Raw genomic sequence first — 23,129 nt, forward strand, 5'->3', positions numbered from 1 at the left:
CCGGCGCGGTGGTCGTGGTGTCATCCAGCACGGTCGGGCTCCTCGGTGGTGTACGCGTCGACGAACGCGTTCGGCGTGACGGTGACCGCGGCGCCGCGCGACGCGATGCGGGCGGTGGCGGAGGAGGATCCCGTGGTCCAGCGGCCCAGCGACATCTCCGCGGTGATGCCCGGCCCGAACCCGGCCAGCAGGCCGCGCGCGGAATCCGGTGTGCCGCCCTCGTCGAACATCCGGCGCAGCGCGTCCAGCACGACGGCGCTGGCGATGTTGCCGTACTCGGTGAGGGTGGCCCGGCTGAAGCGGAACGCCTCCGGGGCCACCCCGAGGAACTTGCTGAGGTCGTCCAGGATGCGCGGACCGCCCGCGTGGATGATGTAGAAGTCCAGGTCGGAGGCGTCCCAGCCGTGCTGCCCCGCCAGCTGCTTCAGCGCCGGCGCGAGCGGCTCCATGGTGCCCGGCACCCGCTTGTCCAGCTTGAAGTGGAACCCGGTGTCCCGGACGTCGTACGCGATCCAGTCGACCGTCTCCGGCACCAGGTAGGAGCCGTTGCGCTCCAGCTCCACGCCCGTACCGCCCTTGCCGCGCATGACGGCCGCGGCGATCCCGTCGCCGAACAGGCCGTTCGACAGCAGGTTGCCGACGCCCAGGTCGGTCGGCTGGTAGCAGAGGGAGCAGAACTCGCACGCGACGATCAGCGCGTTCGCGTCCGGGTAGGCGCTGCAGAAGTCGTGCGCCCGGTTGATGGCGGCGCCACCCGCGGCGCAGCCGAGCTGCGCGATGGGCACCTGGCGGGTGTCGCTGCGGAAGTCCATGGTGTTGATCAGCCACGCCGTGAGCGACGGCATCATGAAGCCCGTGCACGACACGTAGATGATCACGTCGATGTCGGAGGCGCGCAGCTCCGCGTCCTCCAGCGCACGGCGTATCACCGCGGGCACCCGGGCCTTCGCCTCCGCCTCGTACACGGAGTTGCGCTGCTCGAATCCGGGGTGCTTCAGCGTCTCCTCGATGGGCCGGAGGATGTGGCGCTTGCGGACCCCGGTGTTCTCCATCAGGCGCAGGGCCAGCGGAAGTTGGGGGTGGTCCGCGTGGATGGTCCGCGCCAGGTCGAGCGTCTCCTCCATGGTGATCACATGCTCGGGGACGGACACCGCGGGTCTGCACAACGTGGCCATGATGTCGAGCCCTTTCGTCGCGTGTTGCTCGCGTTCACTCAAAGAATGTGCGAGCACCGGCGACCGCGCGCGTCGAGGCGACCGCATGGAGTCACCCCGCGGCGGCCCGGAGAGCGCCCCGACACGGCGGCGGTCAGGGCATATGCCGTAAGAGGGCCGTCCAGGCACTCACCCGTCCGGCCGCCACGGCAGGCACCCGTCCGGCCGCCATCCGGAGTACCCCGACGGCTCCCACCGGCCCGCACCCGCCAGGCCGCGGAGCCTCCCGCCGGGCCGCGGAGCCTCCCGCCAGGCCGCGGGCCCACCCGCGGGGCCGGGTACCGACGCGGCGGACGGCGACCACGGCCGAGGGCCGACCACCGCCTGCCGCGCGCCCGCCGCCGCCCGCCGCGCACCTGCTGTCGGTCGCCGCACCCGACCACCGCCTGCCGTGGTGCGTTCCCGCCGGATCGACGTGGGCCGCCCGGCGGGCGTACCCGCCGCGCCCTGCCGCCGCCGTGCGGCACCGGCGTGGCCGCGCCCGGCGCACACCGCGGCGGGGCGCGCCGGACCGCCACCGGCGTCGTCGCGCCGGGTGCCGTGGCAAGGGCGGGAGCGGATGCGGGCCCGCCGCGCCCGTCGCACGATGGACCAATGCGCCATCATCTGCGGATAGTTCACGGTTCACCGACGAGCGCGGAGCTCGCCGCCATCACCGCCGTCCTGGGCGCCCTCGTCCTCGGCGGACACACCCCCGGCCACCCGCACCGCCGCGCCCACCGCGCGGAGTGGGACCGCCACTGGCACCCCCACCCGGTCCCGCACTCCTGGTGCTCCCGCCGCGCGCCCTTCCACCGGCCGTAGCGCCCGCCCCCGGCACGTACGCCTCGGACGCCGCCGGGCCGCCTCCGCGCCGGGCGGCTCAGGGCCGGCCGACTCCGCGCGAGGCCGTGTCGTCGCGGCGCCGCCCGGCCTCCCCGGAGGCCCGTACGCCGCCCGGCCGACGCGGACCCCCGGCCGCCTCGGAGGCCTGCACGCCTCAGACGCCGCCCGTAGGCCTGCGGGCCTCGTCCGCGCGCCGCCGAGCCTCCTCCGTACGTCTGCGGGCGCCCCGTACCTCCGCCACGGACGCGCCGCCCACCCCGTGACCGGCCAGGGGGCCGACCTCCAGCCCCCGCGCCCGGCACTCGGCGACCAGACCGGGAAGGGCGCCGAGCGCCGCCCGCCAGGAACCGGGCGCGCACATCGCGTCCGAGTCGTGCAGCAGGACCGTCGCCCCGCCCCGCAACTTCCGGGCCACCTCCGCCCGTACGCTGCGGGCCGTCGCGTCCGCCGTCCAGTCGCGGCCCCACGCCGACCACAGCACCGGCCGCAGTCCCGCCGCGCGCGCCGCCGCCCACCGGCCGCCGGTCAGCACCCCGTACGGCGGGCGGTACCACAGCGGCCACCGCCCGGCCGTCCGTGCCACCAGCTCCGCCGCCCGCGCCACCTCCCGCACGTCCCGCACCGGCCGCGGCACCCACGGCGGATCGTGCCGCCAGCCGTGGACGGCCAGTTCATGGCCCTCGTCCGCGATGCGCCGCCCGAGTGCCGGGGCCCGCTCCAGCCGCTCGCCCAGCACGAAGAACGTCGCCCGCACCGACAGGCGGTCCAGGGCCCGCAGGAACAGCGGCGTCGTCCCGGGGTCGGGCCCGTCGTCGAACGTCAGCGCCACCCGCCCCGGATGGCCCCGTCCGTCCAGCGCGGGCAACAGCGCCGCGCGTACGCCGGGCAGCCACGTCCCGGCCGGTACGACATGCCAGCCCACCAGCCCCGCGACCGCCGCCACGCCCACGCGCCCGGCCGTACGGCCCGCGGCGGTAGACACCGTGACCGGGCCGCCGCGCCACCGGCGGCGGGACGCATCGCTCACCATGTGCCCTCCCCGTCGTCCCCGCCCGTCACCAGCGGCGAGCGCGCCAGTTCCACACACGCCACCACCAGCACCGCCACCGCGATCGCCTCGAAGACGCCCCGCGCGCCCACGATCACCCGCTCGTCGAAGAGCCACACGCCCAGCACCACGCTCAACAGCGCGTCGCCCAGCGTCAACGCGGGCTGCGACGCCGCCAGGGTCCCCGCCCGGAACGTCACCTGAAGCATCAGGAAACTCGTCAGCCCCACCGCGACCGCCGCGTACAGCTGCCAGGTGCCGAACACCGCCCCCAGCCCGTCCGGCAGCCTGCCCAGCGCGTCCTTCAGCAGCGCCGCCGTCCCGGAGAAGCCCATCGCCGTCGCCGCGCCCAGCACGGCCGCGCGCGGCGCCGACGGCAACCGCAGCGCCACCACCACCAGGCCCACCGCCACCGCCCCGATCACCAGGCCCGCCCACAGCCAGTCCGCCGCCGGCACCGTCGCCCGACCACCGGACGGCTCCGCCAGCGCCAGGAACGCGGCGAGCCCCGCCGCCATCGCCGCGAACGCCCACCACGTACGCCGGTCGGGGTTCTGCCGGAACACCACCCCGCCCAGCACCAGCGTGAACAGCAGCTCCGTACTCATCACCGGCTGGACCACCGCCAGCGGCCCCGTCGCCAGAGCCAGCGCTTGGAAGATCCCCGACAGCGCCAGCATCACCGAACCCCAGACCCACACCCGCCGCCGCATCAGACGCGGCAGCCACCCCCGGGACGGAGCGGCCGAGCGCTCGTCCGCAGCGCCCGTGTCGGCGGCCGCGCGCCGCTGGAGCACCGAGGCCGCGGCGTTGCCGACCGCCGCCAGCAGCGCCAGGCAGATCGAGAGAGCGAGCATCGCGCGCCGCTCAGCCGAACCGCTTGGCCATCGCCCGGAAGAACCCGGGCGCGCCGCCCCGCAGCCGCGCGGGACCCGCCAGCCACGCCGGTACGAACACCTCGTCACGCCCGTGGACCACCGACCGCCACACGAGGTCCGCCAGCCGCCGCGCGGGCACCGGCCGCGGCCGCTCGCGGTGGTACGGGGCGCCGCGGTGCGCGAAGAACGGCGTGTCCACCGCGCCCGGCAGCACCGACGTCACCCCCACCCGCGTCGCCGCCAGTTCGTAGCGCAGGCTCTCCGCGAACGCCAGCAGCCCGCCCTTCGTCGCCGCGTACACCGCCTCGTTCGCCACCCCCGCCCAGCCCGCCATCGAGCTGATCAGCACCACCCGGCCCCTCCCGCGCTCCACCATCCCCGGCAGGACCAGCCGCACCAGCTGGATCACCCCCGTCAGGTTCACCGCCACCAGCCGCTCCACCATCTCCGGCGGCGTCCGCGTGAACGGCCCCGCCCAGCCGATCCCGGCCGCCGCCACCAGCACATCGACCCGCCCGGCACGCTCCAGCGCCCGCGTGCCCAGCGACTCCACGCCCGCCAGGTCGCCCAGGTCGCCTGTCAGTCCCACACCGCCCGTACGGCGTGCCACCTCCGCCAGCCGCGCCTCGTCCCGGCCCGCCAGCAGCAGCCGCCAGCGCCGCTCGGCGTCCACCGCGAACCGCTCGGCCACCGCCTCCCCGATCCCGGAGGACGCGCCCGTGATGAGCACGACCGGCCGTGCCGTTCCCGCCATGCCAGACCTCCGCACTCGCGCGCACCCGTCCCGCTCGACGGCCCCGCTCCCGACAGATTCCAGGTTTCTCCCCGGACCGCCCCGCCGCGACGGGGCGCCGGGCCCGCGAACCACCCGAACAGGCCCGCCCGGACCGCCCCGCGCCGCCCACGCCCGCACGATGGGAGCGACCCGCATCCCGCCACGGAAGGCGACCACATGACGCGGCGCTGCCTGGTCCTGAGCGCGAGCATGGGCGCGGGCCACGACGCCGTGGCCGCCGAACTCGCCCGCCGCCTGCGGGCGCACGGCCACGACGCGCACGTCCACGACGTCCTGACGCTGCTCCCGCCCGGCACCGGGCCCGCCCTGCGCGCCTTCTACCGCACCGTCGTACGCCGCGTCCCCCCGCTCTATTCGGCGATCTACCGGGTCTTCCTCGCCCCGCCCCCGCCCCGCGCCGACGGGCCCGCCGTGCCCCGCCCCGACACCTCGCCCCTCGCGGCCCTCGCCGAACGGCCCCTGCGGCACCTCGCCGCACACCTCCGCCCCGACGTCGTCGTCTCCACCTTCCACCTCGCCGCGCAGATCACCGGCCGCATGCGGGAACGCGGCACCCTCAGCGCCCCCAGCGCCGTGTACGTCACCGACTTCGCCGTCCACCGCGCCTGGCTCCACCCCGGCAACGACCTGTACCTGTGCGTCAGCCCCGGCGCCGCCGACGCCGCCCGCACGGGGACGGGCCGCCGTACCTCCGCGCCGGGCCCCGTCGTACCGCCCGCCTTCCACGCCGCCGCCGAGGCGCCGCCCGCCCCGCCGCCGGACCCGCACCGGCCGACCGTCCTGCTGTCGGCGGGCGCCTGGGGCGTCGGCTCGGACCTGCCGCGCACCGCCCACGCCCTGGTGCGGCACGGTCTGCGGCCGGTCGTCCTGTGCGGCCGCGATGAGGGCCTGCGGCACCGCACCGCACGCGTTCCGGGGGCCGTCGCCCTCGGCTGGACCGACGACCTGCCCGCCCTGATGGCCTCCGCCCGCCTCCTCGTCGACAACGCGGCGGGCCAGACCGCCGTCCAGGCGCTCGCCGCGGGCCTCCCCGTCGTCGCCTACCGCCCCATCCCCGGACACGGCGCCGACGGCGTACGCCACATGGCGGCGGAGGGCCTCACGACGGCGGCACCCGACCTTCCGTCCCTCCTCGACGCCGCCGCACGCCTCGTCCCCGACGGCCCGGCCCGCGCCGAACGCGTCGCCAGGGGACGCGCCCTCTTCCGGGACGACGCCGCCGAACTCCTCACCTGCCTCACCTGAGCGGCCCCGCCGCTTCACGATTCGTCCAAGGCGCGGCCAACGGAACACCAAGACACGGACGGGGCACGGGTACGGCGCCTTACGGTGCCGGGCGTGACTTCGACACCCGACCTCATATCCCGCGCCCTCGCCTCCGGCCGCGACGCCGCACACGCCACCGCGCCCGCGGACCCCGCCGCGGTGCGCGGCGCCGGCCGGCCGGACCGGCGGGCGCTGCTGCGGGCCGCGCTGGCCGGCGGTGCCGTGCTCGGCGCGGGCGCCGCCCTGCCCGCCGCACCGGCGGTGGCCGCGCCCGCCACCGCCGACCGCCCGGACACCCCGCGCGCCGCGCTGCGCGCCCTGCGGCACGGCAACCGCCGCTGGGCCACGCGCCACCAGACCCACCCGCACGAATCCGGCACGGACCGCCTGCTCTCCGTGTCGGGTCAGCACCCGTTCGCCCTCGTCCTCGGCTGCATCGACTCGCGCGTCCCGCCCGAGCTGGTCTTCGACCAGGGCCTCGGTGACCTGATGACCGTGCGCTCGGCGGGCTGCGTCCTCGACGAGGCGGTCCTGGGCAGCATCGCCTACGGGGTCCTGGAGCTGGACATCCCGCTCGTGATGGTGCTGGGCCACCAGTCGTGCGGCGCGGTCACCGCCGCCGTCCACGCGGAGGAGAGCGGCGAGCAGCTGCCGGCGCACATCGCGTACGTCGCCGAGCAGATCCGCCCCGCCATCGACCACGGCCAGACCGGCCAGGCCCGTGTCGACGCCACGATCACCGCGAACATCCGCCTGGTCCGCTCACGCCTCGCCGCCGAGCCGGACCTGGCCGCCCGCACCGCGACGGGCCGCCTCGCCATCGTCGGCGCCCGCTACGAACTGGACACCCAGCGGGTGGAACGGGTCGACTGAACCCACGCGCACGGCCGGTCGGGTGACAGTCTCGCCCGAACGGCCACGCACACGTCCGGCCGGTTCCGGGGCGTTTGTCGGTACGGCTACTTGGTGTAGTTGTAGACCGTCGCCCGGGAGACGCCGAGCTGGTCGGCTATGAGCTGTGCGGAGCTGCGGCTCTCGAAGAAGCCCTCGCGATACAGCCGACGTACCAGCTCGCGCTTCTGGTCACGGTTGAGACCACGCGGGGTGCTGGAGCGCTCCGCCGCGAAGGAGTCGATGGCCGACCGGAGTTCGCGTCCGGTGCGGTCACGCAGCGTCTCCAGGGCCTTACCCTGGTGTTCGGTATCCGTGGCGACCAGGTTGGCCAGGGTCAGGGCCAACGGCGACAGCGTACTGACGTCCAGGTTCAGGCACAGGGCCGCGACATAGCGTCCCTCGGCGTTCTTGATGCCGATCGAGGTGCTCTTGGCCGGGCGTCCGTCGGGGAACTGGTTGCTGTAGTTCTGGATGACGCTGGGGTAGTCGGGGTCCGCGATACGGCGAAGGCCCAGTTCGGTGGCGGGATCGCCGATCCGCCGCCCGGACAGGTTGTTCTCGATGACGCGGATGGCGTTGTCAGGCAGACGCAGATCGTGCAGGACGACCTCGCACAGACCCGGGAACATGCGCCCGATGGCGACGGCGATGCGCTCGGCCTCCCGGATGAGGTGCTCGTCATCCTGTATGTGGCGCTTGCCTTCCGGTACGGCGGGCTGGTCCGCGTGCTCGTCTTCCGCTCGGCCGGTGGGGAGCGTCATCGGGCGCTGCTCGATTCCCGCGCGTCCTCACCGTGCTCGGCGAACACCGCGGCCATCTTCTCGGCGGACTTCAGTCCCGCACCGGTGAGCACGACCACGGTCGTCTCGTCCGGAGCGATCTCTCCGGACGAGATGAAGTGGTCGAGGGTGGCCGCTGCGACGCTGCTGGTCGGCTCGGCGTACAGGCCCCGCGCACACAGAGCGCGGACCGCGGCATGGATCTCCGCCTCGGGGACGGCGTAGGCGGCGCCGTCGGAGCGGTGTATGGCCTCCACCACCTCGGGCAGCCGGACCGGGTGAGCGATCGACGCGCCCTCGGCGATCGTCGGCACGCGCTCGCCCCGGCTGGCCGGGTCGATGCCGTTGAACGTGTCGGCGATGGTCGCCCAGTGCTCGGGCTGACCGACGAACAGGCGCGGGAGCCTGTCGATCTGGCCGGCGTGGAGCAGCTCACCGAACGCGACGTCGCACCCGATGACGTTGCTGCCGGCCCCGGCCACGAGCACCACGTTGTCAGGCGCGGTGAAGCCGAGGGACTCCCACATCTCGTAGGCGATGGTCTTGGTGCCCTGGATGAACATGGGGTGCCAGTTGTGGCTGGCGTAGGGGATCCGCTCCGACTGCCGGATCGCCTCGTCCGAGACCTCGTCGCGGGTGCCGACCACGAGCTCGATCTCAGCTCCGTAGGCGCGGGCCTGGAGGATCTTGGCCGCCGAGGTGGCGGCCGGAACGATGATCTTGGCGTGGATACCGGCAGCGGCGGCGTAGGCGGCCACCGCGGAACCGCCGTTGCCCGAACTGTCCTCAAGCACGCGGTCGGCGCCGTGCGCCGCGAGGTGGGACATCATCACCGACACGCCCCGGTCTTTGAAGCTGGAGGTCGGGTTGAACCACTCCAGTTTGAAGTGGACGCGCCGGCCGGCCCAGTCGAGCGGGATCATCGGCGTGCACCCTTCGCCGAGGCTCACCCGGCGGGCGGCCGGGACGGGCAGGGCCGCACGATAGCGCCACAGGGACCGCTCGGCGGTATCGATCTGCTCGGGACGCAGACCCGGCAGTGCGCTGACGGCGAGGGGGCTGCCGTCCTCGCCCCGCCAGCGGGGGGTGTCCAGGGAGTAGCGCTTTCCGGACCGGTCGTACAGGTGGGGGGTGGTGACGGCTGAGTGCTGCTCGGGATTCAAGGGCGGTTCCGGCTTCTCTCACTCGACGCGCTGTCGCTGGGTCTCACGGCCCGGCGAGCATCCTGCCACTTCACTCTAGACGGATTTTCCAAATGTGGACAACCAGTCCAACAGGAGTCGCCCGTCTGCCGCACTGGCGGATGCGGCGGAAGGTAAGGCGCACGCCCCTCACTGCCGCATCACGCCCCTGTCCGGTACCGGGTCGTGGCGGACGCGGTCGGGCGGGAGCCCGGTGGCCGCCAGGTGCCAGGCCGCCGCGGTCACCATGGCCGGCGGGCCGCTGACGTACACGACATGGCCGTCGAAGCCGCCGTGCCGGGCCAGCGCGTCCACCACGGAGCCGTGCGCGGGCCCGACGGAGCCGTCGTCCAGGACGCGGACGACCCGCAGCCACGGGCAGCGGCTCTCCAGGCGGTCCAGGGCCGGGCCGTCGTACAGGTCGTCGGCGCCGCGCGCGCCGACGAACAGGTGCGCGGAGCGTCCCGGCGGGCGCCGGGCGGCGAAGTCCTCCAGCAGCGCCTTGGCGGTGGCCCACCCCGTGCCGCCCGCCACGATCAGCACGTCGCGCGTCAGCTCGCCGTCCAGGACCGTGGTGCCCTGCGCGGGCCCCAGCCTCAGGGTGTCGCCGACGCCGGTGTCCGTGACGAGCGCGTCGCTCACCCCGGCCGGGCCGGTGCGCCGGATGTGGAACTCCAGCTCGCCGTCCGCTCCGGACGCCCCCGCGATGGAGTAGGGGCGCCAGGTCAGCGGCAGCAGCGGCGTCTGGAGGGTCGCGTACTGGCCGGGCCGGTACGGGTACGGCGCGGACGGCCGTACCCGCAGCACCGCGACATCACGGCCGCGCCGCTCGTGGCCCGTCACGTCGGCGGTCCAGTACGCCGGTTCGGCCAGCGCCTCCTCGGCGCCGCGCACCATGCCCGCCGCGGCCAGCCGTACCATGCGCAGCCACGCCTCCGTCACGTCCCCGCCCAGTTGGCCGCCCGCGTGCCGCTGGAGGGCCTCCCGCAGCGCGGCCTCGAACACCTCGTAGTGCACCGGCAGCACGCCGAGCTTCCGGTGGTCGCGGCCCAGCCGGGTGCAGAAGGCGTCCACCTCCCCGGGCCGGTCCAGGTTCTCGATCAGGTACCAGAACGCCCGGCCGAGATGGGTTCGCTGGAACTCCATCGACTCGGGGAACAGCTTCCGCAGGTACGGGTGCCGCTCGAACATGGCGTCGTACAGGTGGGTGATCAGCGTGTCGAACGGTGTGACGAGCCCCAGGTTCCGGACGATCAGCTCCTGGTCGGCGGCCCCGTCGTAGACGTCCGGCGCGAGTTCCGCGGTACGGGGAGCGGGCGAGGCGTACGACACCGAGGGCCCCCTCGCCCCACGCGAGACGGGCGCGAGCAACTGGTCGCGCAGCCGCATGGCCTCGCGGCGGGCCAGCAGCGCGTGGTAGTCGTCGCTCACGCGCACACCCGCTTCGCGCAGCCGCCGCACACCGTGCCCGCCGCGCCGACCGGTGTGGCCGGGGCGGCGGGCCCGCAAATCCTTCGGCGCCCGCGTCGGGCCTGGTACAGGGCCAGGTTGGAGGTGAGTCCGGCCGGCAGGAGCCAGAGGGCGCCCATCCAGACGCGGCCCTGAGCGAAGGACACCGCGGCGGCGGCCGCGGCAAGGGCGCAGAGGACGGGGGCGAGCAGGGCGGTGCGGGACATCGGGGCGCTTCCTGTCGGGTGCGTGCGTACGCGCGCCCGCTCCCCGTGCGGCGCACATGCCGAACGGCCGCGCGCGGCGGTACGGCGGACGGGCCGTGCCCCACGTCGGCGGTGATCGGAACGGAGCGGAGGGCGCATCCGGATCACATCACGTCAGACGGCCCGGGGAGCGCCGCCGAGAGGCCCCGGAACCGGGCCCAAGGTCCCTTCCCGGCAAGGCCCTTCGGCCCTGCCGCGACGCGGGCCCCCGTGCGCGGCTCCGACCGACCGGCCTCTGGGTCCGGCCCGACCACCGGCCCCTGGTTCCGGCCCGAACGCCCGGCCCCGGCTCGCACGGTGCGCCTCCAGGGATCGGCCCCCTTTTTCGTCGCCCGGTGCGCCGATGGCATGGGGTCGACGGCGGAGGCGCCGCCGGCCTGGCTGCCAGGACTCGCCGGGTTAAAACCGGAGCTAAAAACGGGGATAAACCCCTGCTAGGGTGACGGCGGAGGTGTCCGATGGCGACCGAGGAAGAGCTGTTCGCGGCGGTGGACGCGCTGCTGGAGGGCGAGCCGCAGCTGCCGCCGCCGGCCGAGCGGGCCCGGCTGCGGGAGGCGGCGGGCGTGACGCAGGCCCGGCTGGCGCAGGCCCTCAAGTCCACCACACAGACGGTCAAGAACTGGGAGAACGGCCGCTCCGAGCCGCGCCCCCCGCGCCTCCAGGCGTATCTGCGGCTCCTGGAGGGCTGGGCCGCCAAGTATCCGCCCGCACCCGAGCCCGCCACTCCGGCGCCCGCGGGCCCCGCGGGGACCCAGCCGGCCGTCCCCGCCCCCCAGGCCCCTGCCGCGCACGCCCCGTCCCACGCGGCCACCACCCAGGCCCCCGCCCCGACCGACACGGCCCCCGCACAGGCCCCCCAGGCCCCGGCCGTCCTCGCCCACCCGGCGGCGCCCGCCACCGCCCACCCGGCCGCCCCCGCACCCCCCCAAGCACCCGCGCCCCGTCGCCCCGCGCCCCGGACCGCCCCGGTGGCCAAGGGGCGGCCCGCCGCCGCGCCCGCCCCGCAGGGTGCGCCGGACGAGCGGTTCCCGCACGGTCCCCTCGCCGTCCTCGACGGCGACGGCAACGCGTACGGCATCGGCGGACTCGTCCTGGACTGCCCCGCCACCACCGTCCCCGAACTGGTCGAGTGGGCGCTCGCCGAGAGCGGGCTCGGCGCTCCGCGGCTGCACCGGCACGGCAAGGACTCCGACCCGCTGATCGTCCTCACCGAGGCCGCGGCCGTGCGGCTCGGCCTCCCGCCCCGGCTGGAAGGCCCCGAAGCGCGCCGCTCCCTGCGCCTGCCGCAGGACCACCCGGTCGTCCGGCAGATCACCCGGGCGAAGTGGCAGCTCACCCAGCGCGGTTTCGGCCCCTGGCCCCGCGTCTACCGCCGCGCCGAGGCCGGGCGACGCCAGTGCGTGCAGCTGGCAATCCTGCCCTGGGACGCCCTCGACCCCCGCTCCTGGGGCGACGCCGCCGCCCTGCCCGCGCCGCAGCTCGCCCGTGTCCTCGGCGTGTACGCCCGCCGCGTCCTCACCCCGCGCGGTTCGACCGCCGTCACCGGACTCGAACTGATGACGGCCCTGCGGCCGCCCACCCGCGCCGTGAAGAACGAGACGACCGGCGCCTGGACCTCCGGGCACAACCCGGGCAGCCTCGGCGAACACGGCGTCGACCCGGCCCCGCCCGAGGCCCCCGCCGAGCACCCGGTCGCCCAGGGGTGGACGGACGGCTTCCTCGACGAGGAGGCGTACCAGTGGGTCCGCGACCCCGCGCTGCTCTCGGACGACGAGTGCCTGGAGCCCTGGGCGGTCGGCATCGACCTCAACACCGCGTTCCTCGCCGCGTCGTCGCGCCTCACCGTCGGTCTGGGCGGGCCCGTCGAGGTGGACCGCCCGGTCTTCGACAAGAAGGTCCCCGGGTCGTGGCTGGTGGACCTGTCCCACGTCGACCTCGACCCGCGCCTCCCCTCGCCGTTCACCCCGTCGGGCCTGCGCCCCGAAGGGCCCGCCTGGTACGCCACGCCCACCGTCGCGTACGCGGTGGAGCTCGGCTACGAGGTGGCCCCGGTCAAGGCGTTCGTACGGCCGGAGAGCGGTCCGTACCTCGACCCCTGGCACGACCGGCTGAGGGACGCGTACGCCGCCACCCTCGCCGACATCGGCGTCACCAAGGACCTCGACGACACGGCGTTCCTCGCCCGGAGCGCCCTCCACCAGCTGCTCCGCCAGGCCGACCCGGAGCAGCCCGGCACGGTACGCGAACTGGCCGCGGCCCAGGCCGCCGTGCTCGCGGGGCCGGACGGGCTGCGCGCCGCGATCGGCGACCACCAGCCCACGGCGACGGCCCTCCTCCACGCCGACCCCGCCGAGCTGGCCGAGCTGGCCGGCGCGGACGACGACCGGCTGCGATCCGCCATCGAACGGCACCGCATGGTCGCCATGGCCCTCTCCGCCGTCAAGTCGACCGTCAAGGGCGGCATCGGCAAGCTCCGCGAACGGCCCCAGGGCCGCCACTACCGCGACGGGGAGCGCTGGCCCGCGCTCGACCGGCCCACCTGGCGGCCCGACATCCGCGCGGCGGTGATCGCCAAGGCACGGGTCAACATGCACCGCAAGATGCTCAACACGGCGAAGGCCACCGACCGTTACCCGCTCGCGGTCCTGTCCGACTGCGTCGTCTACCCGTCGCCGGGGCCGAGCCCCCGCGACTTCCTGCCCCGCACACCCGACGGCGCGCCGCTGCCCGGCGCCTTCCGCCTCGGGCCGATGCCGGGCCTCGCCAAGCACGAGGGGACCCAGGAGACCGCGTGGGCGGTCGACCTGATGGAGCGCCGCTACAACCCCGCCCGGCACATCAAGGGCGGCGACGCCGTCATGGAGGAGGGGGAGTAGCCCATGGGCGACATCGACGACGCCCTGCGGCGCGCCGACGAGGAGGCGTTCACCCGCGAACCCCCCAAGTCGACGCGGGCCCGCGTCAACTTCCTCGTGGGGAAGCTCAAGTCGACCCGCGCCGTCGCCGAACTCCTCGGCGTCACCCAGCGCTCCGTCGAGCGCTACCGCACGGGCGCGCGCAGGCACCCGCCGCAGGACATCGCCGCCCGCATCGAGGCGGAGGTACGGGCGCGCTGGCAGCCGCGGGTACGCGACCGACGCCGCCGGCAGGCCGCCACCGCGACCGGGATCACGGTGGAGACCCGTGCCCGGTTCGGCTACACCGCGCCCGTCGGCAGCACCGACGACGGAAGGCTGCGGCGCCTGACGGTGCACCTGCCCGCCGATTACGCCCAGCGCCTCTTCGACGCGCAGCGGCGCGGCGAGACCGACCGGCGCCTCAGGGAGATCGTCGCGGAGGGCCTCCAGGAGGTCTACTTCAAGGACGGCGGCCGCCGCGCCGACGCCCTCGAAGTCGAGTTCACCGACATCGACTACTTCGACGTGTCGTTCTAGCCGCGCCGTGCCGCCGGGCGGGCACCGGCCACGGCCGGGAGCCCCGGCGCCGGCCGGCGGCCCCCGGCCGTGGCCGGGCTACGCGCCGCCGCCCGGCTTCAACGCGCGCAGCCGGGAGTCCAGTTCGCGGCGGTAGAAGTCGATGAAACCGTCCGGGTCGGGGCCCGCGTTCTGCATGACCAGCCGGTCGAAACCGGCGTCGACGTAGCTCTGCGCCTTCTCCACGTACGCGGCCGGGTCGTTGCCGCAGGCGAAGGCGGACAGGATGTCCTCCTCGCGGACGGTCGTCGTGGCCGCGTCGAAGTTCACCGGGTTCGGCAGCTCGCTCATCACCTTCCAGCCGGTGACCGCCCACCGCGACGTCTCCAGCGCCGCGCGCGCCGCCGTCCGCTCGTCGGGTGCCCACGCCATGGGCACCTCCGCGTACGTGTGGCCCTCACCGCCCGCGTCCCGGTAGCCCCGCACGATGTCCGGCTTGGCCTCCGTGGCGAACAGCGCGTCGCCGAGCTCGGCCGCGATCCGCGTCGAGTCCGGGCCGCTCGCCGCCACGGCGATCAGCGGTGGCGCCGGTGGCAGGTCGAAGACCCGGGCGTCCTCCAGCCGCAGATGCTTCCCCTCGTACGAGCGGTAGCCGCCGCTCCACAGCAGGCGGATGATCTCCAGGGCCTCGCGGAGCATCTCGTGCCGGGCGGCCACCGCGGGGTAACCCTCGCCCGTGACATGCTCGTTGAGCCGCTCGCCCGAGCCGACGCCCAGCACGAACCGCCCCTCCGACAGCAGCGCCAGCGTCGCCGCGGCCTGCGCGATCACCGCCGGGTGGTAGCGCATCGTCGGACACGTCACGCCCGTGGCCAGCCCGATCCGGCTCGTCTTCGCCGCGATCGTCCCGAGCACCGTCCAGGCGAAGGGCGAGTGCCCCTGGTTGTCCAGCCACGGGTGGAAGTGGTCGCTGATCTCGACGAAGTCGAACCCGGCCTCCTCCGCCAGCACCGCCTGCCGCACCAGCTCACCCGGCGCGTACGCCTCCGCCGCCAGCTTGTACCCGATCTCCATACGACACCCCTGAGCGTGGAACCGTCCGGTCCGCGCAGAGGTACCCCGCGAACCGGACGACTAACAGCCCCGCCCCGCCGAACGGAGTACCGCCACGCGCCCGTGCCCCGTCAGATCGCGTACGGCCACGTCGTCAGCATGTACGCGCCGTACCAGCAGCCGAACAGCACCGCCCCCGCGAGCACCCCCACCGCCGTGCGCGTCCGCGCGTCCGCCAGGGCACGCGCCGCCGGCACCAGGAACACCACCGCGGGCAGCAGCAGCCGCAGCTTGCAGTGGTAGTAGTTCGACTGGCCCACCGCCAGCACCACCACCGCCGTGCCGTACACCAGCAGCGGCGGCCACGCCCCGCGCCGCCACGCCGCGGCGGTCCCGCCCAGCACCACGAGGACCAGCACCGCGGTGCTCACCGGCACCCAGCCGTCCTGCCGGGTCAGCGCCTCGCGCAGGAACCGCGCGAACGCCGCCCCGTGGTCCCAGCCGGTGCCCCACCCGGCCCGCTGGATGAGGAACCACGCGTCCATCCGCCCGAGCCGCGCCCCCACCCACACCAGATACACGGGGGTCCCCGCGCAGGCCAGTAGCACCGCGGCGAGCGGACGGACCTCCAGCCGGCGCCGCCGCAGCAGGTGCCCCGCCGCCGCGACCGCCACCGCGAGCGCCACGGCCAGCGCGACCGGCCGGGTCAGCCCGCACAGCAGGGCCAGCGAACCGGCCGTCAGCCACGCCCGCCGGTGCAGCGCGAGCAGCGCGCCCGCCGCCAGCGCCAGGAACAGCGCCTCGCTGTACCCCATGAGGAACGCCACCGCCATCGGCTGCGCCCCCGCCAGCAGCACCACCCCCGCCAGCGCGGCCCGCTCCCCGTGCAGCCGCGCCAGCAGCCCGTGCACCGCGAACAGCGCGCCCAGCAACGCCAGATGGGCGGTGACGATCGCCGCCGTACCCGTCTCCAGGCCCGTCACGAAGGCGGCTGCGCGCACGGCGAGCGGGTACAGCGGGAAGAACGCCAGCTCGTTCCCGGTGAGTTCGCCCTTCTCGTCGTACGTGAATCCGGACGGGTAACCACCGGCCGCTATGTCCACGAAGTGGCGCGCGTCCCACGCCAGCAGCCGGTCGCGCACCCCGGACCCTCCCGGCGGGACCATCAGCGCCAGCACCAGCAGGTGCAGCGCCGCGCTCCCCGCGTGGACGGCGCACACGAGCAACGCGGAACGGGCCGCCGGGCCACGCCTCCAGGCCGTCGGCGGCGGGGACGCGGGCCCCCGCTCCGGCGCGGGGGAGGGGCCGCCCGGCCGGTCCGCGCGGGCGCGGCGGTTCGTGCGGGGCGGGACGAGGGTCGTCGGTGTGGTCGGCACCGGCATCGGCTCCTTCGGCGGGCCCTGGCGAGGCCCGGTGGGGAATGTGGTCGCTGCCGGGGATACGCCCGCGCCGACGGGCCGGTTGACCGGTGAGACGCAGCTCACTCCCGCCCGGCGCGCCCGGTGGGTGCCCGACCGCCGCCCGACTCGTCTGCGGCGGGCTGGGATTGGGGCGGCACGGTCGGCGAGGGAACGGGCGGCGTGTCCACGGAGCCGGTCCGCGCCGCGTCCGCCGAGGCGGAACCGGTCGGCGCCGGAAGCCCCGACGCCGGGATGGTCGGTACGGGCGCGGGGGCCGTCGCGGTGGAGGCCGCCGGACCCGGCGACGCCGGCGGGGCGGGCTCCTGCGTACCCGCCCACACGGCGAGCACCACGGCCGCGCCCCCGCACACCAGGCCCGCCCCCGCGGCGGTCGCGCGCCGCCGCCGCAGCGCCCGGCCACGCGCCCGGACCGCGCCCACGTCGGCGGGGGTGGACCGCTCGGCGGCGTACCGGGCGGCTCGGCGCAGCCCGGCGGCCAGCCGGTCGTCGTGCTCAGACATCGCGCTCCTCCACGGCGGGGACGTGGTCGTCGAGGTACAGGGCGAGCTTGGCCCGCGCCCGGGACAGATGCGTCTTGACCGTTCCCGCCGACAGCCCCGTCTCGGCGGCTATCTGCTCGACGGTCAGATCGCAGACGTAGAACAGCGCGGCGCACTGCCGCTGCCGGGCCGGCATCCGCCGCAGGGCGGCGCCGAGGTCCACGGCCGCGGCGTCGGGTTCGCCGACCGCGGCCGGGTCGCCGCGCCGCCGCCAGGCGCGCTGCCCGCGCACCACGCGCCGCCAGCGGCTGACGGCCAGCCGCCACGCCACGGTACGCACCCACGCCTCAGGACCGAGGTCCTGGTCGATGCGGTGGCGCCTGGCCCACGCGCGGGCGAACGCCTCCTGCACGACGTCCTGCGCCTCGTGGAAGTCGCCCGTCATCACGTACAGCTGCCCGGTCAGCCGCCGGACCGCCTGCGCGTAGAACGCGGCGAACTCCTCGTCGGTCACAGCGGTTCTCCAGCGGGTCGGTGCGTGCGCGGTCCACGGGCCGGCGCTCGGTGGACGGGCGGGCCCCGGAGGCCCCGGTTCCGCGCCGCCGGGGCGGGACCGGGGGGAGGGGGCGGGCCCCGGCGGCCAGGCTAACGAGTCCGTCACCGGCCCCCGCGGCCGGTCCCGCCGGGCACCTCCCGCGACGGGCATGCATGACTCGGCGTGAGCGGGTTACCCGGAGTCGCGTGCCGAAGCGCGGCGTCTGCCCGCCGCGCCGGAGTCACCAGAGGCAAGGAGCGACTGATGAGCAAGGTGAAGGAGACCGTCGAGGTCGAGGTGCCGGTCCGCACCGCGTACAACCAGTGGACCCAGTTCGAGGAGTTCCCGAACTTCATGGAGGGCGTCGAGGAGGTCAGGCAGCTCGACGACCGGCACAACCACTGGACGACGAAGATCGGCGGTGTCCGGCGCGAGTTCGACACCGAGATCGTCGACCAGCTCCCCGACGAACGCATCGCCTGGCGCACGGTCGGCGGCGACACCCAGCAGAAGGGCGTCGTCAGCTTCCAGCGCGTGGACGACACCCACACGCGCGTCGAGCTGGTGATGGACGTCGAGCCGAGCGGCGCCGCCGAGAAGGCGGCCGACATGACCGGCACGATCGACCGCCGCGTCAAGGGCGACATGCGCCGGTTCAAGGAGTACATCGAGAGCCGGGGCGGCGAGTCCGGCGCCTGGCGCGGCCGGATCAGGCCGGGCGGCTGACGGACACCGGGAAGCCCGGCGGCCGGCCGGGACCGGCGAGCGAGCCGGCCCGGACCCTTGGGAGCCGTCCATGAATCCCCGGACGAGCGGAAGGGACCGCACCACGCGGTCCCTTCCGCTTTTCCACGCCACCGCCCGCCCCCGGCCCCTGCGGCCGCCCCAGGCCCCCGGCCCGGCAGCCCCCGGCCCCCGCCCCGGAGGCCCCCGGCCCCCGCCCCGGTCGCCGGCACCGCGGGCGCGCTGTGCCAGCCCGGGCCCCGGAGCCCGCGGCCGTGCCGGCCGCACCTCGCCCTCACCACCCTCCCGGGGCCGATAGCTACGTTGACATACCTATCTCGTCAGACCTAACCTTCGAGGATGCCCGACTCCCGCGCGTCCGCCCCGGACACCGACCGCCTCGCCTCGGCGCTGGCGGCGTGCCTGCCGGAGCTGAACCGCGCCCTGGAGCGCCGGGTCACCCAGGACGTCCGGCACCCCAAGCCGTCGGAGGCGCAGATCGCGCTGCTCCGCCATGTGATGCGGCACGAGGGCGCCACCGTCCGCGAGGCCGCCGACGCCCTCCTGATGCGGCCGAACAACGTCAGCGCCCTGGTCTCCCAGCTGACCGAGGCAGGCCTCCTGGAGCGCCGGCCGGACACGGCGGACAAGCGGATCACCCACCTCCACCCGACCCCCCGGGCCCACCGGGAGCTGGCCGATGTCCAGCGTGTGCGCACCGCGCACCTCGCCCGCGCGCTGCACCACCTCACCGACGGCGAGATGGACGCCCTGGGCTCCGCCGTCGGCGCGCTCACCTCACTGGCGCGCCACATCCACCCCTCGGCCGGCTGACCCGCCGAGCCGCCCACCTGCGCTTCCCACCGCCCGTACGGCCGGCCTCGCCGCTGCCCGTACGGCGCGGCGCACCCGCGCGCCCGGCACCCCGCCGCGCGCCGCCCTTCCGTGCCGCCCGCCCCGTCGCGCGGCGCGCCCCCGTTCCGTACCTTCACCTCCCGAGGACCCCGCACCCCCATGCCCGCGACCCCACCGGCATCCGCTCCCGCCGCCTCCGCACCCGCCTCCGCCGCCTCCCCGACCCGGGCGGGCGGCGCCACCGGACGGCGGGCCAACCCCTGGCTGACGCTCGTCGCCGTCTCCTTCGGCCTGTTCATGGTCCAGCTCGACGGCGCCGTCGTCGCCATCGCCAACCCCGAGATCGGCCGCACCCTCCGGGCGTCGACGGCCGACCTCCAGTGGGTCACCAACGCCTACCTCCTGGCGCTCGCCGCGACGCTCATCCTCGGCGGGAAGCTCGGCGACCGCTTCGGCCGCCGCACCTTCTACACGGCCGGCATCGCCGGCTTCACCCTCGCCTCCGTGGCCATCGGCCTGGCCGGGTCCATCGAGGGCGTGATCGCCTTCCGCGCCGCGCAGGGCCTCTTCGGCGGCCTGCTCATGCCGAACACCCTCGGCCTGCTCCGCGCGGTCTTCCCGCCCCGCAGGTTCGGCATGGCCGTCGGCATCTGGGCCATGGTGTCGACCGTGTCCGCCGCGCTCGGCCCGATCGTCGGCGGCCTCCTCGTGGAACACGTCTCCTGGGAGTCCGTGTTCTTCGTCAACGCGCCCATCGGCGTGCTCGCCCTGCTCGTCAGCGCCGCCGTACTCCCCGAGAGCCGCAGCCCCGAGGGCCCCCGCCGCTTCGACGTGGCCGGGGTCGTCCTGCTGGCCGCCGGGCTCCTCGCCGCCGTCTTCGGCGTCGTCAAGGGCGAGACGTGGGGCTGGACCTCGCCCGGCACCCTCGGCGCCGTCGCGGCCGGTGTCGCGCTGCTCGCCGTGTTCGCCCGGTACGAGACGCGCGTCGCCCACCCGCTGCTCCCGATGCGGCTGTTCCGCAACCGCTCGCTGAGCGTCGGCACGGTCGTCACCGCCCTCAACTTCTTCGTCATGCTCGGCGTGATCTTCTTCGTGATGCTGTACCTGCAGAACGTGCGCGGCCACACACCCGTCGAGGCCGGGGTGCGCACCCTGCCACTGAGCTGCGCCTCGCTCGTCGCCGCCCCGCTCGGCGCGGCGCTGACCGGACGCTTCGGGCCCCGGCTCACCATGCCGCTGGGCATGCTCCTCCAGGCCGCCGCCGCGTTCGGGATGCTCACCTGGGAGACCGGCTCCCCGTACGCGACGATGTGGCCGCCGTTCATCGCCCTCGGCCTCGGCGTCGGCATGGTCCTGGCCGCCTCGTCCGACGCCATCGTCGGGCAGGCGCCGGTCCGGGACAGCGGCGTCGCCGGCGGACTCCAGGCGACCGCCCTCCAGGTCGGCGGGGCGCTCGGCACCTCCGTGCTGGTCTCCCTCATCGGCGGCCGCGTCGGCTCCACCCTGAACGGCGAGCTCATCCGGGCGGGCGTCCCCGAGCCGGTCGCCGCCGGCCTGGCGGAGGCGAAGGACGCCGTCGCGATGGGCGTGGCGCCCGTCTCCGCCGACATGCCCGGACCGCTGAGGGCGGCCGTCGTGGAGGGCAGCGGCCAGGCGTTCATGGGCGGCGTGCACCTCGCGGCGACCGTCACGGGTGTGCTCTGCCTGCTGGGCGCCGCCCTCGCGGCGGCCGGCCTGCGCTCCCGTACCGGCCCGGTCCGGGACTGACGCACGCGGCCGGACCCGGCGTACGCGGACGGGGGCGCCCACCCGGCGGGCGCGGCGCCCCCGTCGCCGTGCGCGCTGCGGCGCGGACCCGACCGGCGCCCTCCGCGTACCGCCTGTTCGCGACGCCGACCGTCCCCCGTCCCCGCCCCGTAACCCGGCCGCCCCCGCACCCCCGGACGATCTCGCGGAGCACACACCGCCACCCCCCCGATCCGGAGGAGACGTACGTGACCGTCCGCCCCGCCCTCCCCGCCACCGCGGCCGCGCTGCTGCTGTGCACCGCCCTCGCCGGCACCGCCGTGCCCGCCTGGGCGGCGACCTCCGGCGACGCCCTGCCCGCCGTCACCGCCCGCGCCGAGACGGCGCCGCTCCACGACGACGACGAGGGCGGCAACGCCGACGCCGACGACCCCGCGATCTGGCGCAACGCCGCCGCCCCGGACCGCAGCCTCGTCATCGCCACCGCCAAGGAGGGCGGACTGCGCGTCTACGACCTCGACGCACGCCAGGTCCAGTCCCTGCCCGCGCCCCCGCCCGCCGGGCCCGACGACGCGCCCGGCCGCTTCAACAACGTCGACCTCGTCCAGGGCACCGCCCTCGCCGGCACCCGCTCCGACCTCGCCGTCGTCAGCGACCGCGGCCACGACCGGCTCCGCGTCTACCGGATCGACCGCGACAACCCGGCGGGACCGCTCACCGACGTCACCGACCCGCAGGCCGCGCCGGTCTTCTCCGCGAACCAGGAGGAGATCAACGAGCAGGACACCGCCTACGGCCTCGCCACCTGGACCGACCCGTCCACCCGCCGCTCCTACGCGCTGGTCAGCCGCAACAACCGCACCACCGTCGCCCTGCTGGAACTGGTCGCCCGCCCCGGCGGCACCGTCGGCTACCGCACCGTCCGCACGCTCGACCTGCCCTCCTCCTTCCGCCTGCCCGACGGCGCCTCCTGGTCCCCGTGCGGCGAGCCCGGTGAACTCCCGCAGGTCGAGGGCATGGTCGTCGACCCCGCCAACGGCACCCTGTACGCCGGGCAGGAGGACGTCGGCGTCTGGCGGCTGCGCGCCGACCTCACCGGCACACCCGTGCTGATCGACAAGGTCCGCGAGTACGGCGTCCCGGCGGCGTACGACGAGGAGAGCGACGAGTGCTCGCCCACCGCCCCGGACCCCGGCCACGGCGGCGACCGCCTCTCCGCCGACGTGGAGGGCCTGACCCTGCTCACCGAGGCGGACGGCGACGGCTACATCCTCGCCTCCAGCCAGGGCGACAACACCTTCGCCGCCTATGACCGCGAGCTGTCCGACGACAACGAGTACGAGGGCGGCTTCCGCGTCGCCGCCTCCGCGGCCCTCGACGGCTCCGAGGAGTGCGACGGCGCCGCCGTGCTGAACGCCCCGCTCGGCCGCAAGTACCCCAACGGCCTCCTCGTCGTCCAGGACGGCGAGGACACCCCGGCCGCCGACGACCGCGACGCGACGAACTTCAAGTTCGTCGACCTGGCCCAGGTCATGGACGCCCTCGACGACTGACCCCGCTCCCTCGCACGACCGCGGTCCGCGCCGGCACCTCCGGCGCGGACCGTCCGCGTACGAGGCACGCTCCCACCGCCCGGCCGGCCCGCGCCGCGGCCGGCGTGAGAAGATCCGTGCGCCGAGGAGCCGACGCCCGACGGGGAGATGACGATGTACGCGATACCGCTGGGCGACGACGGCGCCGCGCTGCGCCCGCTCGAACCGTGCCACGCACAGGAGTTCCTCGCCCACATCGACCGGGGCCGCGCGTTCATCGGCCGGTTCAACGGGCTGCCCGACGTCGTCACCGACCTCGCGTCGAGCCGGGCGTTCCTCCAGGCGTACGCCGACAAGGCCGCGTCCGACACCGGCCGCATCGCCGGCATCCACCTGGACGGCACCCTCGTCGGCGCCGTCATCTTCCGCACCATGGACGTCGCCCGCGGCACCGCCGAGGCGGGCTGCTGGCTGGAACCGGCCGGGGTCGGGCGGGGACTGGTGACCCGCGCCGCCCGCGTGATCATCGACTGGGCGGTGGAGGAACGGGGCATCCACCGCGTCGAATGGGTCGTCTCGTCCGGCAACGCGCCCAGCATCGCCGTCGCCCGCCGCCTCGGCATGACACGTGAGGCCGTGCTCAGGGAGAGCCACCCGTACCGGGGCGAGCGGCACGACGAGGAAATCTGGGCCGTCCTCGCCCCCGAGTGGCGCGCCGCGCGCCACCCGCGCTGAGCACACCCCGCTCGGACGGCGTGATCCACGTCACGGCGTGT

General features: G+C 75.6%; 22 protein-coding genes. 10 read left to right on the top strand and 12 right to left on the bottom strand.

Annotation, left to right across the window (positions count from 1 at the left end; genetic code table 11):
* Positions 1-20: 20 nt before the first annotated feature.
* Positions 21-1,175, bottom strand: coding sequence for a type III polyketide synthase (locus ACSUPT_RS28180; protein ID WP_365729116.1), 1,155 nt, complete (start codon positions 1,173-1,175; stop codon positions 21-23).
* 633 nt (positions 1,176-1,808) lie between these two features.
* Between ACSUPT_RS28180 and ACSUPT_RS28185 the strand changes: the two genes are divergently transcribed.
* Complete coding sequence (locus tag ACSUPT_RS28185; RefSeq protein WP_351964292.1) at positions 1,809-2,018, top strand: acyl-CoA carboxylase subunit epsilon; 210 nt, start codon at positions 1,809-1,811, stop codon at positions 2,016-2,018.
* A gap of 175 nt (positions 2,019-2,193) precedes the next feature.
* Here the strand turns inward: ACSUPT_RS28185 and ACSUPT_RS28190 are convergent, their stop codons facing one another.
* The 3 genes from ACSUPT_RS28190 to ACSUPT_RS28200 are packed head-to-tail and all read right to left on the bottom strand — an operon-like array spanning position 2,194 to position 4,719.
* Positions 2,194-3,069, bottom strand: coding sequence for a polysaccharide deacetylase family protein (locus tag ACSUPT_RS28190; RefSeq protein ID WP_436946045.1), 876 nt, complete (start codon positions 3,067-3,069; stop codon positions 2,194-2,196).
* Positions 3,063-3,944, bottom strand: a complete 882-nt coding sequence (locus ACSUPT_RS28195) for a DMT family transporter (RefSeq protein WP_351964294.1) — start codon at positions 3,942-3,944, stop codon at positions 3,063-3,065. The genes ACSUPT_RS28190 and ACSUPT_RS28195 overlap by 7 nt, the downstream gene beginning before the upstream one ends.
* A gap of 10 nt (positions 3,945-3,954) precedes the next feature.
* Positions 3,955-4,719: an SDR family NAD(P)-dependent oxidoreductase gene (locus tag ACSUPT_RS28200; RefSeq protein ID WP_351964295.1), complete on the bottom strand. Its 765-nt coding sequence runs from the start codon at positions 4,717-4,719 to the stop codon at positions 3,955-3,957.
* 198 nt (positions 4,720-4,917) lie between these two features.
* On the opposite strand from ACSUPT_RS28200, the gene ACSUPT_RS28205 reads away from it, so the two are divergent.
* Together ACSUPT_RS28205 and ACSUPT_RS28210 are read left to right on the top strand one after the other, a co-directional pair.
* On the top strand, positions 4,918-6,006 hold the full coding sequence (locus tag ACSUPT_RS28205) for an MGDG synthase family glycosyltransferase (RefSeq protein WP_436946046.1): 1,089 nt from the start codon (positions 4,918-4,920) through the stop codon (positions 6,004-6,006).
* Positions 6,007-6,186: 180 nt separating this feature from the next.
* Positions 6,187-6,900, top strand: coding sequence for a carbonic anhydrase (locus ACSUPT_RS28210; RefSeq protein ID WP_436946278.1), 714 nt, complete (start codon positions 6,187-6,189; stop codon positions 6,898-6,900).
* Positions 6,901-6,986: 86 nt separating this feature from the next.
* On the opposite strand, the gene ACSUPT_RS28215 is transcribed toward ACSUPT_RS28210, so the two are convergent.
* From ACSUPT_RS28215 to ACSUPT_RS28230, 4 genes are all read right to left on the bottom strand, one after another.
* Positions 6,987-7,682: a helix-turn-helix transcriptional regulator gene (locus ACSUPT_RS28215; RefSeq protein WP_436946047.1), complete on the bottom strand. Its 696-nt coding sequence runs from the start codon at positions 7,680-7,682 to the stop codon at positions 6,987-6,989.
* The gene (locus tag ACSUPT_RS28220; RefSeq protein WP_436946048.1) at positions 7,679-8,863 is read right to left on the bottom strand and encodes a threonine synthase; all 1,185 of its coding nucleotides are present in this window, start codon (positions 8,861-8,863) and stop codon (positions 7,679-7,681) included. Before ACSUPT_RS28220 ends, ACSUPT_RS28215 begins: the two co-directional genes overlap by 4 nt.
* 168 nt (positions 8,864-9,031) lie before the next feature.
* Positions 9,032-10,312 carry a globin domain-containing protein gene (locus tag ACSUPT_RS28225; protein ID WP_436946049.1) on the bottom strand — a complete coding sequence of 427 codons (1,281 nt, stop codon included), beginning with the start codon at positions 10,310-10,312 and terminating at the stop codon, positions 9,032-9,034.
* Positions 10,309-10,557 (bottom strand): hypothetical protein, encoded by a 249-nt coding sequence (locus tag ACSUPT_RS28230; RefSeq protein WP_436946050.1) that lies wholly within the window; start codon positions 10,555-10,557, stop codon positions 10,309-10,311. Before ACSUPT_RS28230 ends, ACSUPT_RS28225 begins: the two co-directional genes overlap by 4 nt.
* 497 nt (positions 10,558-11,054) lie before the next feature.
* Here ACSUPT_RS28230 and tap point away from each other — a divergent pair, with 497 nt between their 5' ends.
* Both tap and tpg read left to right on the top strand, forming a co-directional pair.
* Positions 11,055-13,472, top strand: a complete 2,418-nt coding sequence (gene tap, locus ACSUPT_RS28235) for a telomere-associated protein Tap (RefSeq protein ID WP_436946051.1) — start codon at positions 11,055-11,057, stop codon at positions 13,470-13,472.
* 3 nt (positions 13,473-13,475) lie between these two features.
* On the top strand, positions 13,476-14,030 hold the full coding sequence (gene tpg, locus ACSUPT_RS28240; RefSeq protein WP_351964302.1) for a telomere-protecting terminal protein Tpg: 555 nt from the start codon (positions 13,476-13,478) through the stop codon (positions 14,028-14,030).
* A 78-nt stretch (positions 14,031-14,108) separates the two neighbouring features.
* On the opposite strand, the gene ACSUPT_RS28245 is transcribed toward tpg, so the two are convergent.
* The 4 genes from ACSUPT_RS28245 to ACSUPT_RS28260 all read right to left on the bottom strand — a co-directional run bounded on the left by ACSUPT_RS28245 (position 14,109) and on the right by ACSUPT_RS28260 (position 17,476).
* On the bottom strand, positions 14,109-15,083 hold the full coding sequence (locus ACSUPT_RS28245) for a TIGR03557 family F420-dependent LLM class oxidoreductase (protein WP_351964303.1): 975 nt from the start codon (positions 15,081-15,083) through the stop codon (positions 14,109-14,111).
* Positions 15,084-15,193: 110 nt separating this feature from the next.
* A complete protein-coding gene (locus ACSUPT_RS28250; RefSeq protein ID WP_436946052.1) occupies positions 15,194-16,438 on the bottom strand; it encodes a hypothetical protein in 1,245 nt (414 codons plus the stop codon).
* 104 nt (positions 16,439-16,542) lie between these two features.
* The gene (locus ACSUPT_RS28255) at positions 16,543-16,983 is read right to left on the bottom strand and encodes a hypothetical protein (protein ID WP_351964305.1); all 441 of its coding nucleotides are present in this window, start codon (positions 16,981-16,983) and stop codon (positions 16,543-16,545) included.
* On the bottom strand, positions 16,976-17,476 hold the full coding sequence (locus ACSUPT_RS28260) for a SigE family RNA polymerase sigma factor (protein WP_365731084.1): 501 nt from the start codon (positions 17,474-17,476) through the stop codon (positions 16,976-16,978). The genes ACSUPT_RS28255 and ACSUPT_RS28260 overlap by 8 nt, the downstream gene beginning before the upstream one ends.
* A 285-nt stretch (positions 17,477-17,761) precedes the next feature.
* On the opposite strand from ACSUPT_RS28260, the gene ACSUPT_RS28265 reads away from it, so the two are divergent.
* The 5 genes from ACSUPT_RS28265 (at position 17,762) to ACSUPT_RS28285 (ending at position 23,088) form a co-directional block, all read left to right on the top strand.
* Complete coding sequence (locus ACSUPT_RS28265) at positions 17,762-18,223, top strand: SRPBCC family protein (RefSeq protein WP_351964307.1); 462 nt, start codon at positions 17,762-17,764, stop codon at positions 18,221-18,223.
* 357 nt (positions 18,224-18,580) lie between these two features.
* Positions 18,581-19,054, top strand: coding sequence for a MarR family winged helix-turn-helix transcriptional regulator (locus tag ACSUPT_RS28270; RefSeq protein WP_436946053.1), 474 nt, complete (start codon positions 18,581-18,583; stop codon positions 19,052-19,054).
* A 180-nt stretch (positions 19,055-19,234) separates the two neighbouring features.
* Positions 19,235-20,842: an MFS transporter gene (locus ACSUPT_RS28275; RefSeq protein ID WP_436946054.1), complete on the top strand. Its 1,608-nt coding sequence runs from the start codon at positions 19,235-19,237 to the stop codon at positions 20,840-20,842.
* A gap of 227 nt (positions 20,843-21,069) precedes the next feature.
* Complete coding sequence (locus tag ACSUPT_RS28280) at positions 21,070-22,374, top strand: phytase (RefSeq protein WP_351964310.1); 1,305 nt, start codon at positions 21,070-21,072, stop codon at positions 22,372-22,374.
* A gap of 153 nt (positions 22,375-22,527) precedes the next feature.
* Positions 22,528-23,088 carry a GNAT family N-acetyltransferase gene (locus ACSUPT_RS28285; protein WP_361664792.1) on the top strand — a complete coding sequence of 187 codons (561 nt, stop codon included), beginning with the start codon at positions 22,528-22,530 and terminating at the stop codon, positions 23,086-23,088.
* Positions 23,089-23,129: the final 41 nt, after the last annotated feature.

Origin of the sequence: Streptomyces sp. SudanB25_2051 (assembly GCF_964272635.1) — a bacterium.
GTDB lineage: Bacteria > Actinomycetota > Actinomycetes > Streptomycetales > Streptomycetaceae > Streptomyces.